This window comes from Streptomyces sp. DSM 42067, from assembly GCF_055792885.1.
In genome coordinates, this window is record NZ_CM147706.1 from 3,727,983 (window position 1) to 3,742,140 (window position 14,158).

At 68.9% G+C, this 14,158-nt stretch carries 11 protein-coding genes; 7 read left to right on the forward strand and 4 right to left on the reverse strand.

Annotated elements, in window-relative coordinates; genetic code table 11:
• Positions 1 to 41: 41 nt before the first annotated feature.
• Positions 42 to 656 carry a DUF2975 domain-containing protein gene (locus tag ACSMXV_RS17275; protein WP_473178480.1) on the forward strand — a complete coding sequence of 205 codons (615 nt, stop codon included), beginning with the start codon at positions 42 to 44 and terminating at the stop codon, positions 654 to 656.
• Complete coding sequence (locus tag ACSMXV_RS17280) at positions 656 to 913, forward strand: helix-turn-helix domain-containing protein (protein ID WP_181660416.1); 258 nt, start codon at positions 656 to 658, stop codon at positions 911 to 913. The genes ACSMXV_RS17275 and ACSMXV_RS17280 overlap by 1 nt, the downstream gene beginning before the upstream one ends.
• A 262-nt stretch (positions 914 to 1,175) precedes the next feature.
• On the opposite strand, the gene ACSMXV_RS17285 is transcribed toward ACSMXV_RS17280, so the two are convergent.
• From ACSMXV_RS17285 to ACSMXV_RS17300, 4 genes are all read right to left on the reverse strand, one after another.
• Positions 1,176 to 2,567 carry an acyltransferase family protein gene (locus ACSMXV_RS17285; protein WP_473178481.1) on the reverse strand — a complete coding sequence of 464 codons (1,392 nt, stop codon included), beginning with the start codon at positions 2,565 to 2,567 and terminating at the stop codon, positions 1,176 to 1,178.
• Positions 2,564 to 4,738: a bifunctional polysaccharide deacetylase/glycosyltransferase family 2 protein gene (locus ACSMXV_RS17290; protein WP_473178482.1), complete on the reverse strand. Its 2,175-nt coding sequence runs from the start codon at positions 4,736 to 4,738 to the stop codon at positions 2,564 to 2,566. Before ACSMXV_RS17290 ends, ACSMXV_RS17285 begins: the two co-directional genes overlap by 4 nt.
• The gene (locus tag ACSMXV_RS17295; RefSeq protein ID WP_473178483.1) at positions 4,739 to 5,761 is read right to left on the reverse strand and encodes a hypothetical protein; all 1,023 of its coding nucleotides are present in this window, start codon (positions 5,759 to 5,761) and stop codon (positions 4,739 to 4,741) included. It abuts the gene before it with no gap.
• A gap of 181 nt (positions 5,762 to 5,942) precedes the next feature.
• A complete protein-coding gene (locus tag ACSMXV_RS17300; protein ID WP_473178484.1) occupies positions 5,943 to 6,920 on the reverse strand; it encodes a LysR family transcriptional regulator in 978 nt (325 codons plus the stop codon).
• An 84-nt stretch (positions 6,921 to 7,004) separates the two neighbouring features.
• Here ACSMXV_RS17300 and ACSMXV_RS17305 point away from each other — a divergent pair, with 84 nt between their 5' ends.
• The 5 genes from ACSMXV_RS17305 (at position 7,005) to yicI (ending at position 14,149) form a co-directional block, all read left to right on the forward strand.
• Positions 7,005 to 8,507: an MFS transporter gene (locus tag ACSMXV_RS17305; RefSeq protein WP_473178485.1), complete on the forward strand. Its 1,503-nt coding sequence runs from the start codon at positions 7,005 to 7,007 to the stop codon at positions 8,505 to 8,507.
• A 147-nt stretch (positions 8,508 to 8,654) separates the two neighbouring features.
• Positions 8,655 to 9,944 carry an ABC transporter substrate-binding protein gene (locus tag ACSMXV_RS17310; protein WP_473178486.1) on the forward strand — a complete coding sequence of 430 codons (1,290 nt, stop codon included), beginning with the start codon at positions 8,655 to 8,657 and terminating at the stop codon, positions 9,942 to 9,944.
• The gene (locus tag ACSMXV_RS17315) at positions 9,944 to 10,918 is read left to right on the forward strand and encodes a carbohydrate ABC transporter permease (RefSeq protein ID WP_473178487.1); all 975 of its coding nucleotides are present in this window, start codon (positions 9,944 to 9,946) and stop codon (positions 10,916 to 10,918) included. Before ACSMXV_RS17310 ends, ACSMXV_RS17315 begins: the two co-directional genes overlap by 1 nt.
• 56 nt (positions 10,919 to 10,974) lie before the next feature.
• Entirely contained in the window at positions 10,975 to 11,796 is an 822-nt protein-coding gene (locus ACSMXV_RS17320) for a carbohydrate ABC transporter permease (protein ID WP_181862668.1), read from the forward strand.
• Between the two features lie 16 nt (positions 11,797 to 11,812).
• Positions 11,813 to 14,149: an alpha-xylosidase gene (gene yicI / locus ACSMXV_RS17325; protein ID WP_473178488.1), complete on the forward strand. Its 2,337-nt coding sequence runs from the start codon at positions 11,813 to 11,815 to the stop codon at positions 14,147 to 14,149.
• Positions 14,150 to 14,158: the final 9 nt, after the last annotated feature.

Consider the following 14,158-nt stretch of genomic DNA (forward strand, 5'->3'; position numbering starts at 1 on the left):
GTTTCTCGATAACATCGATAAACGATAAGCAAGGCGGGGTCGTGACCGAAGACCGGAAGATGCTGGAACCCATGGCCACGATCGTGTCCATCGTCCTGCGCACCCTGTTGGCCTTGCTGGCGACAGGACTCGTCTACTCGACCATCCATGGCAGTTGGGGGGACGTCTTCGTCTGCATCGCCGACGATTCGACCACCAGCTCCGTCACCGCCGACGACTTCGCCCCCGAGAACGGGGCGCAGGTCGACTCGATTCCCCGCTACTGCGCCGAGAGCCCCGACGCCCACCTGCGTCTGCTCAACGAACTCGGCGAACTGCCATCGACGTTGCTGCTGATCAGCGGACTCTTCCTGCTGCACCGACTCCTTCAGGGAGCGGCGCGGGACGGTGTCTACACCGTGCAGACGGCATCCAGGCTTCGCCTGCTCGGCTGGTGGCTGCTCGTCGGCAGCCTGGTCGTCGAGATCATCGAGGCGAACGCCAGAGCGGCTCTGCTCGCCGAACTGGCCGAAACCGCGGACTTCTCGGCCGGGACCTGGCTGAGCATGTGGACAGCTCCCTACCTGGCCGTACTGACCGGTCTCGGCCTGCTGACCTTCGCACGGATCACCCGCGCAGGCACGTCCATGCGCGAGGACCTCGAAGGAGTCGTCTGATGGCCGCCGACGACCACGAGGGCCATGACATCGAGGTACATCTCGACAAGCTCCTCAACGAGCGCGGCATGACCCTCACCGAACTCGCCAACCGCGTCGGCGTGACCAACGTCAACCTGTCCGTGCTCAAGAACGGACGCGCCAAGGCGATCCGGTTCACCACCCTGACCCGGATCTGCGAAGTCCTGCAGTGCCAACCGGGCGACCTGCTCAGCTACCGCCCCGGATCGTCCTCCGGAAACCCTCAGAAGTCCTGACCCGCACGACCAATTCGACACATTGCCCCTGAAAAGGAGACCCAAATGTTCAGCACCATGGATACGGGTACGAAGATCGCGATCGCGGCCGTCCTGGTCCTGCTGCTCACCGTGGTGGTCGGCGTGGGCCGGTGGCTCACCCGCCGCTGAGACCCCTTCCGTCGGCGTACGCAGTTCGCGCGTACGCCGACATCCACCTTGCGCGGCATCAGGAGGCTCGCCGAGGCGGCTCACCCCTGACGCGCGGATCCTCGGCAGCGCGTCACCGGACGGCTGCCCGGCGCCGGCTCCCGTTCGGCCACAGCCGCGGACTGCGCTTGGCCGCCAGGTCCTCGAGCCAGCCCACGACCAGGATCATCAGGCCTATCAGGGGCCAGACGAGCGCGAACATCCACAGGGAGTAGGTCGTGTCGAGGGCGGAGGAGAGGCGCTCGTTCATGAACGGGAGGTCGTAGGCCAGGTCGATGAGCGGGACCGTGGCCATGATCAGCACGTTGTGCCAGAGGTAGATCGTCACTGCGCGGTTGTTCGACAAGGTCACCAGCTTGTCCCAGCGCGCGAGGCGGCCCGGCAGCTGCTGCCACGACGGTGAGTAGACGAGCAGGATGACGACGAACCCGAACGACCAGGTGGCCTGGGCGAGCGGGATGTCGTTCAGATCCCAGCCGTCCGGGCCGAGGTGGCCGGACGCCCACCACAAGCCGAACGCCATGACGAGCGCGGAGCAGGAGACCGCCATGTAGCGGGGGATCTTCTGCAGGTGGCCCTCGTGGTGGGCGAAGCCGAGGACCCAGCAGCTGCCGTACACCGCGAAGTCCGTGACCGCGTTGCCCGTCTCGCCCGGGATCTTCACCAGGCCGGTCCCGACCACCGCCGTCAGCGCCAGCGGGGCGAGCAGCGTCGCCCACGGCACGCGGCGGAACGCCCACAGCAGCAGCGGAGACGCGATGACGAACCACAGGTACGCGCGCAGGTACCAGAGAGGGCCCGCCGCCTGGGCCGGCCAGGTGTCCTCGAGGAGGCCCGCCTTGTCGCCGAGGTGCCACGGGAAGGGCGGGGCGCCGATCGGGACCAGGTAGTTGAACAGGCTCACCCAGCCCCAGGTGCCTCCGTTGTCCGGTTCGGAGCCCGGGTTCCAGCCGCCCGCGAACAGCAGCACGAGCACCGCCGCGCTGAACGCCCACATGGGCGGCAGCAGTCGGCGGACGCGGCCCCGGATCACGCCCAGCGCCGGGCGGTTCAGCGAGCGAGCCATGAGCGAGCCCGCCAGCGCGAACATCACGCCCATGGAGGGGAACAGCACCGTCAGCCAGGCCCAGCCGAAGAGGTGGTACACGACGACGCGCACCAGCGCGATGGAGCGCAGCAGGTCCAGATAGCGGTCGCGGCCCGGCTTCTTGGGCGCCGCCTGCGCGGCAGGCTCCTGTTCGGTGGGTGGCGACAACGGTTCAGGGGTGCTGAACGGACGCGTCGCGTCGTCCAGGACGTCATCCAGGCCGGTCGGCCCGTACGACGCGCCGGCCGACGGGTAGAGCGCCCCGCCCCCGCGCTGCTGCGGAAACCCGAACGACGGCGTGGCCTCCGGCGGCGTTGCCCCGGGGGTGGCCCCCGTCCCGTAGGGAGAGGCACCCCCGGTCCCGTACGGATACGTCATGCCACCGGCCTCCGATCACCGGTGCTGCCCGTCCTCTGCTGAGGCACGGACACGGCGCCGGGCGCCGCCTCCACCACTCCCGTGCGCCGGAGTTTCTGCCAGCGCAGCCGGCCTCCGGTGAGGGCGGTGATCCAGGACTGGAGCAGCACCACGTACATGAGCTGCCGGTACAGCAGCTGCTGAAGCGGCAGGGATATCAGATGGGTCATGCGCTCGCGGTCGAGGCGGAAGGCGTAGGCCGCGCAGACGGCCTGGATCGCGAGGACGCCGAGCCAGGCGCCGACGGTCTTCTGCGTGGGGCCGAAGACCAGCCCGTACAGCAGGAACACGTCGATCAGCGGGGCCAGCAGCGGGGCGACCACCATGAACAGGGACACCAGGGGCAGTCCGATCCGCCCGAAGCGGCCGGACGGGCCGCGCTCGATGATCGCCCTGCGGTGCTTCCAGATCGCCTGCATCGTGCCGTACGACCAGCGGTAGCGCTGGGACCACAGCTGCTGGACGGACTCGGGGGCCTCTGTCCAGGCGCGGGCGTTCTCCGCGTAGACGACGCGCCAGCCGTCGCGGTGCATCGCCATGGTGATGTCGGTGTCCTCGGCGAGCGTGTCGTCGCTCATGCCGCCGACCCGCTCAAGGGCCGTGCGGCGGAAGGCGCCCACCGCTCCGGGGATGGTGGGCATGCAGCGCAGCATGTCGTACATCCGGCGGTCGAGGTTGAAGCCCATCACGTACTCGATGTGCTGCCAGGCGCCGATGAGCGAGTCCTTGTTGCCCACCTTGGCGTTGCCCGCGACGGCGCCGACGCTCGGGTCGCCGAAAGGCTGCACCAGCTCACGGACGGTGGACGGCTCGAAGACCGTGTCGCCGTCCATCATCACGACGATGTCGTGACGGGCGTTGGCGAGGCCGCGGTTGAGCGCCGCGGGCTTGCCGGCGTTGAGCTGGCGCACCACGCGGACATTCGGTATGCGCATGTCCTCGACGATGCGGGCCGTGCCGTCGCTGGAGCCGTCGTCGATGACGATCACTTCGATGGGGTGGTCGCTCTGCGCCAGCGAGTTCACCGTGTGGGTGATGCACTTTGCCTCGTTGTACGCGGGGACCAGCACCGACACCGGTCCGGTGACCGGCGGGCCCCAGCTGAAGCCGCGCCGCCTCACGCGCCGGGCGTGCACGGCGGACAGGACGAGCATGAGTCCGAAGCGGGCGAAGACCAGGACGCCGATCACCGCGAGGCCGACGACGAGGACGCCGGTCACGTTCTCGGAGGCCTTGACCAGATACACCCACGCCTTGCCCTTCCACAGGTCGAGGCCGGTCACGGGCGTGTGGGCGCTCGATGCGTCCAGGGCTTCGGTGAGGTTGTCGAACTCGTACCCCTTCGCCTTCAGTTCGGGCAGGAAGCGGTCGAGCGCGGCCACGGTCTGCGAGCGGTCGCCGCCGGAGTCGTGCATCAGCACGATGGCGCCCCGGTCGCCCTTCGGCGTGGCCCGGCGGATGATCTCGTCGGCACCCGGCCTCCGCCAGTCCTCACTGTCGGTGTTGTTGACGACGGTGATGTAGCCGCGGCCGCCGATGTACTCGGTGACGGGCCACGACGCGTTGTCCATGGCGGCGGAGAACGACGAGTACGGCGGGCGGAAGAGCGACGTGCGGATACCGGCGGCGCCCGCGAGAGCGAGCTGGTTCTGCGACAGCTCCCAGTCGATGCGGCGCTTGGACTGGTACGACAGGTCGGGGTGGTTGAACGTGTGCAGCCCGATCTCGTGGCCCTCCGCCACCATGCGCCGCACGAGCTCCGGGTAGCGGGAGGCCATGGTGCCGGTGACGAAGAAGACGGCGTGCGCGTCGTGTTCGGCCAGCACGTCGAGGACCTTGGGGGTCCACTCCGGGTCGGGGCCGTCGTCGAAGGTGAGCACGAGGCGGCGGTCCGGCATGGTCAGCGTGGTTTCCCGGCCGCTGCGGGTGTCGATGACCGGGCCGCCCTTGAGGATCTCGTCCGGCACCTTGTCGGCGGCCACCGGCGGGCGGACGCGGTGGTCGGCGAGGATCTCGCTGTGCACGTAGCCGCGGAGCATCAGCATCGCGAGCAGGGCGACCAGGAGCAGCGAGGGCAGCAGGTAGCGCATGGGCAGCCTGCGGCGCTGCGGACTACGTGGGCGGGAGGTCATTTACAGGGTGCTTTCCGAGGACGGGGACGACGGAGCGGTCGGTTCGGACGGGCTGCCGGGGTCCAGCTCGACGGGGACCTCCGCGATCGGGCTCTCCGCCACGGTGTCGGTGCCGTCGCCGCCCTCACCGGTGGACGGAGTCGGTTCGGGGGACGGCTCACCGGTGTCCGTCGGCTCGGGGTCGACCGGCGTCGAGGGTTCTTCACCGCTCGGGTCGGGGTCGGGACCGGGGTCCGCGGAGCTGCTCTCCTCGGGGTCCGGCTTGCTGCTCGTCGTGGGGTCGGGGTCGGCGGACTCGCCGGGCTTGCTCGCGCTGGCGCTGGGATCGGGCGAGGCGCCGGCCCCCGGGGAGGCCGTGATGCCGTCGGTGCCCGAAGGGCTCACGCCGGGTGTGGTGCCCACCGAGGCGGAAGGGCTGACGGGCTCGGCGGGCCGCGGTGACGTCTCCACCTTGCCCGCCGGTTTGTCGTCGTCGTTCTGGCCGGTGATCGGCAGCCAGGGTGCGCTCGAGTTGCCCGAGAGCAGGGTGGCCACGATGATCACCGCGTAGACCGCGCAGACCATGCCGACGGCCATGCCGATACGGCGCAGTGTGCGGCTGCGGCGGCCCGAGTCGTCCACGAACACCGGGACTTCGTGACCGCCCTGTTTTTTCTTCTCCTGAACGGTCAGCCGGCCCTCTTCGTACCCGACGGCATCGAGCTGGACCGTGACCTCGTTCGGGTCATGAGCGTGGTCGAAGCCGAGGTCGTCTTCATGGCCGCCGCGGTACGGCTGCGCGGGCACGGCGCCCAGGAGGCCACCGACGTCCTGTTGCTCCCGGCCGCGTCCAAACCAGCTTTCGGACGCCGGCTCGGCATCGTCCGACCCGCCGCTGTCGCGCGAGGGTGCGGCACCGTCGGCACCGTCCGCCGAGCCCTCGTCGTCCGGCCGCTCCGGCTTGTCCGAGCGTTCCGGCTCGTCCGGCCGTTCCGGCTCGTCCGGCCGTTCCGGCTCGTCCGATTCTTCGGTGTCCTCCGACACTTGGGTGTCTTCCCGCCACTTTTCCACGCGCACGCACTTCCCCCCTGGGACCGAACCGGGTGCGCGTACGACTCCGGGCACCTGCCGTCGGATCGGGCCCCCACCCGATCCGAGCGCCCCCCTATCACACTGCGCCCGGACCATGAATGTAGCGCACCGGACTGACAGTCGTACCGCCGCGTCACTCCCGGCACAGCATGACGTGGGCGTCCGCGGCTGGAATCCATCCGTTCGTGGGCCGCCGGAGCCATCCGTACTCGCTCGCCAGCGTTGCCGCGGCCTCACGCAGCGCGTCAAGTCCCGGATGCACCAGTCCCTTTGGCCACACCAGTGACACGGGTGACAGGGGGACGGGGTCCACGAGGGGCCGGAGGACACAGCCGGGCATAGGCGGAAAATCCACCACGGCCAGCACCGGGTTCCGGTACTTCGCCATGATCCGCCGGAACTCCTCGGTGCCCACCGCCAGCGGGGCGGGCGACGCGACCTCGATACCGCGGCCCTCGAAGAGTCGGTGAGCCAGGTCGGTCCACTCGGGTGTGCGGGGGTTGCCGGCGCCCGCGTACACGGTCTCGCCCGCGAGTTCGTCGAGCGGTACCGCCTCGCGCTCCGCCAGCCGGTGGTCCTGCGGCAGGATGACCGCCATCGGTTCGTATCTGACCGGCTGTTGCGCGAGGCGGTCGCGTAGCGCGAGATCCAGACCGGCGTACCGTCCGAAGGACGCGTCGAGGCGCCCGGCGAGCATCTCGGCCGCGGCGCCGGTGAGGCCGCTCTCGAAGCGGGCCATCAGCTCGGAGTCGGGAGCGAGTTCACGGGCGCGGTCGAGGATCCTGTCGAAGACCAGTCCCGGGCTGTTGACGTCCACAAGCAGCGGCCGCGCCCGGTCTGCCGCCCCGCGGCCGAAGGCGGCCAGCAGGGCGTCCTGCGCCTCCTGCACGCGCCGTGCGTACGGAACGAGCCGCTCGCCATGGGCGGTCAGGGCCACCTGGCGCGTCGTCCGTACGAAGAGTTCGGCACCCAACTCGCGCTCCAGACGACGGATGTCGCGGCTCAGGGCCTGCTGCGCGACGTACAGCCGGGCGGCGGCGCGGGTGAAGTGCAGCTCCTCGGCGACGACGAGGAAGGCGCGGAGGAGACGGGGGTCCAGGGCGGCGGGCACTGGGCGAACTTACAACGCAGGTGCGTTAATCGGCATCGAGAAGGTGTTGGACCACCCGGAACGGCCGCGGGCACCGTTTGATGCATGCCGCAACAACCATCCTCACTGTTCCTGGCCGTCACCGGAGATTCCCTGATAGCGGCCGCGGTGCCGCGCGCCCGGGCCCTCGCGGACGACGAGCCACCGCGGGCCTTGGCGGACGACGAACCGCCGCGGGCACGGACGGACGACGAGCCGCCGCGGGCCTTGGCGGACGACGAACCGCCGCGGGCACGGACGGACGACGAGCCGCCGCGGGCCTTGGGGGACGACGAACCTCCACTGACCCTGACAGCGAAGGGGCCCTCACGCGCCCTGGCGGACAAGGCGCCCCCGCATCCCCTGGCACCGTACGCCCGTCTCTTCGCCATCCCCGGCGCCCGTGCGTTCACGATCGGGAATCTCATCGCCCGGCTGCCCATGGGCATGTTCAGCGTGAGCGCCGTGATCATGATCGCCGGGTCGCGCGGCTCGTACGCCCTTGCGGGTGCGGTGACGGCGACTGGGCTGGCGGTGACGGCCGTGGTCGCCCCCTGGACGGCACGGCTCGTTGACCGCTGCGGACAGGCGCGGATCGCGGTTCCCGCCACGGCCTTCGCGATGCTCGGCAGCATCGCGCTGCTGCTGTGCGTGCACTACGGAGCCCCCGACTGGACGCTGTTCGCCGCGTACGCCGCGACGGCCACGACACCCAACACCGGCGGCATGTCACGGGCCCGCTGGTCCCACCTGCTCAACGGCGAGGCCAAGGCGCTGCACACCGCGAACTCCTTCGAACAGGCAGCGGACGAACTGTGCTTCATGCTCGGCCCGGTGTGTGCCGCCTTCCTGTGCGGGACCTTCTTCCCGGAGGCGGGCACCCTGGTCGGCGCGGCGCTCCTGATGACCGGGATTCTCGTCTTCGCCGCCCAGCGCTCGACCGAGCCCCCGCCACGTCCGCGTACCGCCGCGAAGACCGCGTCGCCTCTCCGCGCGCGCGGGATGCCGCATCTTCTCGTCTCGTTCCTCGCCACCGGTGCGGTCTTCGGCTCGATGGAGGTCGTGACGATCGCGTTCGCGGATGCACAGGGGCAGAAAGCGGCCGCGGGTGTGGTGCTCGCGCTGCAGGCGGCCGGTTCGTGCGCGGCCGGGCTGCTGTACGGGGCCGTGAAGCCGGCCGGCCCTGCGGAGCGCCGCTACCCGCTGTGCGTGGCGGCGATGACGGTCCTCATGTGCCTGCCGATGCTGGCAGCCTCGCTCACCGGCTCCCTCGTCGCACTCGCCGGTTCGCTGCTGCTCGCCGGGATGGCGACGGCCCCGACGATGATCACCGGGATGACGCTGGTGCAGCGCCGCACCTCCGATGACCGGCTGAACGAGGGCATGACCCTCGCGGTGACCGCCCTGCTCGGAGGCATCGCCTGCGGCTCGGCCCTGGGCGGGTGGACAGCGGAGCACGTGTCGGCCGCGGCGGGATACGGCGTGCCGGTCGCCGCGGCCGCAATCGCGCTCCTGATCTCATCTTCCGCCGCTCGCGCATCCGCCAGAAATTCCCGTCCAGCCCATTGACGCACCAGCAGCGCGCACATAAGTTCCCCATCGAAGCGCTTCGACGATGATCATCGAAACGATTCGACGGGATTCGACTGCATTCGACAGCGCGGCGTCACGCGATCCACCCGCAAGTGATCTCTCCACTCCCTTCGGAGGCACTGGATGTTGACGGCACGAAGGCGTGCGGCGGCAGCGGCGGCGGTTCTTTCGGGAACCCTGCTCCTGGCCTCCTGCGGCGACTCGGACAGCGGTTCGTCCGATGCGAAGACCCTCAAGCTCTGGCATTACGAGGGCCCGGACAGCGCAATGGCCCAGGCCTGGAACGAGGCGATCAAGGAATTCGAGAAGACGCACCCCGGTGTGAAGGTGAAGTTCGAGGAGAAAGGCTTCGAGCAGATCCAGAAGACCGCGCCGATGGTGCTGAACTCGGACGACGCGCCCGATCTCATGGAGTACAACAAGGGCAACGCGACGGCCGGTCTGCTCTCGAAGCAGGGGCTGCTCACCGATATGACGGCCGAGGTCGAGAAGCGCGGGTGGGACAAGCTGATCGCGCCGAGCGTCCGCACCACCAGCCAGTACGACGCCAAGGGCGTGATGGGGTCCGGCAACTGGTACGGCATCCCGAACTACGCCGAGTACACGATGGTGTACTACAACAAGGACCTCTTCAAGAAGTACGACATCGCCGAGCCGAAGACCCTCGCCGACCTCACCAACGCCATGGACACCTTCGTGAAGAACGGCGTCACGCCGCTCGCGAATGCCGGTGCCGAGTACATGGCTCAGCAGTACCTTTACCAGCTGGCGCTCTCCAAGGCGGACCGCCCCTGGGTGGATTCGTACGAGCTCTACAAGGGCAAGACGGACTTCCACGACGCCGCCTGGACCTATGGTGCCGAGACCTTCGCGGACTGGGTGAAGAAGGGCTACATAGCGAAGAGTTCGAGCGGCACCAAGGCCGAGGACGCGGGTGTCGCATTCATTGCCGGCAAGAATCCCATTCTGTTCTCCGGCAGTTGGTGGTTCGGCCGGTTCAAGGCCGAGATCAAGTACGACTGGGGCACCTTCCTGTGGCCCGATTCGAAGATGACGCTCGGTTCCGGCGGAAATCTGTGGGTGGTGCCGAAGGGCGCCAAGAACAAGGAACTCGCCTACGACTTCATCGACATCACGATGAAGAAGAAGTACCAGAACCTGCTCGGCAACAAGGGCGGTGTCCCGGTCGCGGCCGACGCGTCCGCCATCACCGACGAGCAGTCCAAGGCCCTCATCGAGAACTTCAACACGCTGTCCGCCAATGACGGCCTCGCCTTCTATCCGGACTGGCCCGTCCCCGGCTTCTACGACGTCCTCGTCTCCGAGACGCAGAAGCTCATCACGGGCAAGGCCACGTCGGACGCGTATCTCGACGCGCTGCAGAAGGCCTACGACGACGGTGTGCCGCAGTAATGACCGTGCTCGCCGAACGGAGCGGCGGGGGCCGGGCGACCGGTAAGTCCCGGACTGCCGGGCGGCCCCCGCACCGTCCCCGCCGCAACTCGTACGCGCTCTTCCTGCTCCCCGGCGCCCTCGCGTTCCTCGCGATCGTCGTCCTGCCGTTCCTGATGAACACCGGCGTGAGCTTCACGGACTGGCAGGGCGTGGGGTCCCCGAAGTGGACGGGGCTCGACAACTACCGCAGGCTCCTCGAGGACGAGGCGTTCTGGGATTCGTTCCGGCACAGCCTCGCGATGGTCGTGGCGATGGCGGTCGTGCCGACCGCCATCGGCCTGGTCGTCGCGGCGGCCCTCTTCGACTTCGTCGCCAAGCACTTCGGCTCGAAGACGGCGGCCGTCCTGCGGGCCTGCTTCTATCTGCCGCAGGTGCTGCCGATCGCGGTCGCCGGCATCGTGTGGAGCTGGATCCTCGCGCCCGAGAACGGCTCGCTGAACGAGCTGCTGAAGACGGTCGGACTCGGCTCGCTCCAGCAGGACTGGCTCGGCGATCCCGACATCGCGCTCTACAGCGTCATGGGCGTGATGGTCTGGGTGCAGATCGGCTTCCCGCTGGTGGTCTTCATGGCGGGGCTGCAGCGCGTCGACCCCCAGCTGTACGAGGCCGCGGAGCTGGACGGCGCCGGCTGGTGGCAGCGGTTCTGGCACGTCACGCTGCCGCAGATCCGCCCGGAGATCTATGTCGTCATGCTGTGGTGCACGATCGCCGCGCTCAAGGTGTTCGGCGCGGTGTACGTGCTCACCAAGGGCGGTCCCGGCGGGGCGACCAACGTCCCCTCGTACTTCTCGTTCCAGAACTTCTTCGAGAAGACGCAGGTCGGCTACGGCTCGGCGGTCGCCACCGTGCTGACCGTGATCATCCTGGCGCTGGCCCTGGTGGCCCTGCGTCTGCAGACCCGCGCTGAGGACGCCGAGGAGGGAGCCCGATGAGCGGGGTCACGATGAGCGGTCACACCTCGGCCAAGGCCACGAGCTCCAGGGGCCCGATGGCCGCCGTCCGCAGATATCCCGTCCTGGCCGCTCTCGTCATCGCGGCCGTCTTCATGATCCTGCCGTTCCTGATCGTCACGATCAACGCGGTCAAATCGCCCGCCGAGTACTCCGCGAACGGCCCCCTCAGCCTGCCCGACGGTCTCTATCTCGACGGCCTGAAGGACTTCTGGGAGCGCGTCGACTTCGGGCAGAAGCTCGTCAACTCCCTGCTGATCAGCGGCTCTGTGGCGGTCGGCGCGGTCGTCCTGTCGGTCCTCAACGCGTACGCGATCGGCATCGGCCGGATCAAGGGCCGCCCCTGGGTGCTCGCCTTCTTCGTCCTGGCGAACATGCTGCCGCAGGAGGCCCTGGTCTACCCCGTGTACTACCTGTCCAAGGAAGTCGGCCTCTACGACACCCGGCTGAGCGTCATCATCGTGTTCGTCGTCATCCAGTCGGCCTTCGGGACGTATCTGCTGTCGTCCATCCTCGGCCAGTTCCCGCGCGAGATCATCGAGGCGGCCCAGATCGACGGCGCGAACAAGTGGCAGGTCCTGTGGCGGATCGTCGTCCCGGTCAGCCGCCCCACCATGGGGGTGCTGATGGTCCTGTTCTTCATCTGGACCTGGAACGAGTTCCTGCTGCCGCTGGTCATGCTGATCTCCAACGACAACCAGACGGTGTCGGTGGCGCTCGGCGTCCTCCAGGGCCAGCGCCTGATGGACGCCACGATGACGAACGCGGCCGCTCTGCTCGGCGTACTGCCCGCCATTGTCTTCTTCCTCGTCTTCCAACGGACGCTCACCCGCGGCATCGCCGTGGGCGCGGTCAAGTAAGGGGTGTACGAAGCCCATGAAGTTCACTGACGGCTACTGGCTGCTGCGCGAAGGGGTCACCGCCGCCTACCCGGTCCAGGTGCTCGACGTCACCTCCGAAGAGCCCGGCACCCTGCAGATCCACGCCCCGACCCAGCCCATCCGCCACCGCGGTGACCTGCTGAAGGGACCGGTCGTGACCATCAGTGCACACGCCCCGATGCCCGACGTCATCGGCGTCACCCTCACCCACTTCCAGGGCGAGGAGGAGCGCGGCCCCCGCTTCCAGATCAGCGAGGAGTCCGAAAGCGGGTTCAGTCCGCAGGTGTCGTACGACGAGGAGCACGCCCTTCTGACGGCGGGCGCTCTGTCCGTACGCGTGGCCCGCACCGGACCCTGGCACGTCGACTTCCTGGCGGGCGACCGGACGCTGACCACGAGCGGCACCAAGGCCATGGGCATCATGCGGGACGCGGACGGCGGGCACTACCTGCGCGAGCAGCTCAACCTCGGCGTGGGCACCTCGGTGTTCGGGCTCGGCGAGCGCTTCGGGCCGCTGGTCAAGAACGGCCAGGTCGTCGACATGTGGAACGCGGACGGCGGCACGGCCACCGAACAGGCCTACAAGAACGTGCCGTTCTACATCACCGACGCGGGCTACGGCGTGTTCGTCGACCACCCCGGAAAGGTGTCCTTCGAGGTCGGCTCGGAGGTGGTGTCCCGCGTCCAGTTCAGCGCCGAGACGCAAGCGCTGACGTACTACGTGATCTACGGCCCGACGCCGAAGGAGATCCTGCGCAAGTACACGGCGCTCACCGGCCGGCCCGCACTGCCGCCCGCCTGGTCGTTCGGGCTGTGGCTGTCGACGTCCTTCACCACCTCCTACGACGAGCAGACGGTGTCGTCGTTCATCGACGGCATGCGCGAGCGGGACCTGCCGCTGTCGGTGTTCCACTTCGACTGCTTCTGGATGCGCGAGTTCAACTGGTGCGATTTCGAGTGGGATCCGCGCGTGTTCCCGGACCCGGAGGGCATGCTGTCCCGGCTGAAGGACCGGGGCCTGCACATCTGCGTCTGGATCAACCCCTACATCGCGCAGCGGTCGCCGCTGTTCGCGGAGGGCAAGGCGCTCGGGCATCTGCTGAGGAAGCCCGACGGCAGCGTGTGGCAGTGGGATCTGTGGCAGCCGGGCATGGCGCTGGTCGACTTCACCAGCCCGGCGGCGCGCGAGTGGTACGCGGCGAAGCTGGAGGCGCTGCTCGCACAGGGCGTCGACTGCTTCAAGACGGACTTCGGCGAGCGCATCCCCGTCGACGTCGCCTACGCGGACGGCTCGGACCCCGAGCGGATGCACAACTACTACACGTACCTCTACAACAAGACCGTCTTCGATGTGCTCCGCAAACACAGGGGCGAGGGCGAGGCCGTCGTCTTCGCGCGCTCGGCGACCGCGGGCAGCCAGCAGTTCCCGGTGCACTGGGGCGGCGACTGTGAGGCGACGTACGAGTCGATGGCCGAGTCGCTGCGCGGCGGGCTCTCGCTCGGCCTGTCGGGCTTCGGCTACTGGAGCCACGACATCGGCGGCTTCGAGGGCACCCCGTCACCCGCCCTGTTCAAGCGGTGGATCGCCTTCGGCCTGCTGTCCTCGCACAGCAGGCTGCACGGCTCCTCGTCGTACCGCGTGCCGTGGCTCTTCGACGAGGAGGCCGTGGACGTCCTGCGGCTGTTCACCAAGCTCAAGCTGCGGCTCATGCCGTATCTGTACGAGGCCGCGCGCACCGCGCACGCCGAGGGCGTCCCGATGATGCGGGCGATGGTGCTGGAGTTCCCGGACGATCCGGGGTGCGCGCATCTGGAGCGGCAGTACATGCTCGGCCAGGACCTGCTGGTCGCGCCCGTCTTCTCCGACGAGGGCGACGTGTCGTACTACGTGCCCGAGGGCACCTGGACGCACTTCCTCACCGGCGAGGCCGTCACCGGTCCGCGCTGGGTGCGCGAGCGGCACGGCTTCCTGAGCGCGCCCGTGCTGGTCCGGCCGGGTGCGGTGATCCCGGTGGGCGCGGTGGACGACCGGCCCGACTACGCGTACGCGGACGGGGTGACGCTGCAGGCGTACGGCCTGGAGCCCGGCGCCCAGGTGACGGTGCCCGTCGGCGACGTCACCTTCACCGTCGTACGCGAGGGCGACACGCTGCGCGCCTCGGCGAGCGACCCGGTCGCGCCCTGGCAGCTGGCGGCCGAAGGGCGGACGGTCCGGGCGGAGGCCGGCACCGGATTCCTCACCCTGGAGCTGGGCCAGGGCCCCTCCGGCGCATCCGACACAAATGGCACATTCGGTACACGCGGCAACCCTGAGACGCTCGGCGCCAACTGACAGGTACTG

What these genes read in the sequence shown, in the direction of transcription:
- ACSMXV_RS17320 (WP_181862668.1), top strand. Translation starts at nt 10,975, where the DNA reads ATGGCCGCCGTCCGCAGATATCCCGTCCTGGCCGCTCTCGTCATCGCG.
- ACSMXV_RS17280 (WP_181660416.1), top strand. Translation starts at nt 656, where the DNA reads ATGGCCGCCGACGACCACGAGGGCCATGACATCGAGGTACATCTCGAC.
- ACSMXV_RS17285 (WP_473178481.1), bottom strand. Translation starts at nt 2,567, where the DNA reads ATGACGTATCCGTACGGGACCGGGGGTGCCTCTCCCTACGGGACGGGG.
- ACSMXV_RS17305 (WP_473178485.1), top strand. Translation starts at nt 7,005, where the DNA reads ATGCCGCAACAACCATCCTCACTGTTCCTGGCCGTCACCGGAGATTCC.
- yicI (WP_473178488.1), top strand. Translation starts at nt 11,813, where the DNA reads ATGAAGTTCACTGACGGCTACTGGCTGCTGCGCGAAGGGGTCACCGCC.
- ACSMXV_RS17310 (WP_473178486.1), top strand. Translation starts at nt 8,655, where the DNA reads ATGTTGACGGCACGAAGGCGTGCGGCGGCAGCGGCGGCGGTTCTTTCG.
- ACSMXV_RS17290 (WP_473178482.1), bottom strand. Translation starts at nt 4,738, where the DNA reads ATGACCTCCCGCCCACGTAGTCCGCAGCGCCGCAGGCTGCCCATGCGC.
- ACSMXV_RS17315 (WP_473178487.1), top strand. Translation starts at nt 9,944, where the DNA reads ATGACCGTGCTCGCCGAACGGAGCGGCGGGGGCCGGGCGACCGGTAAG.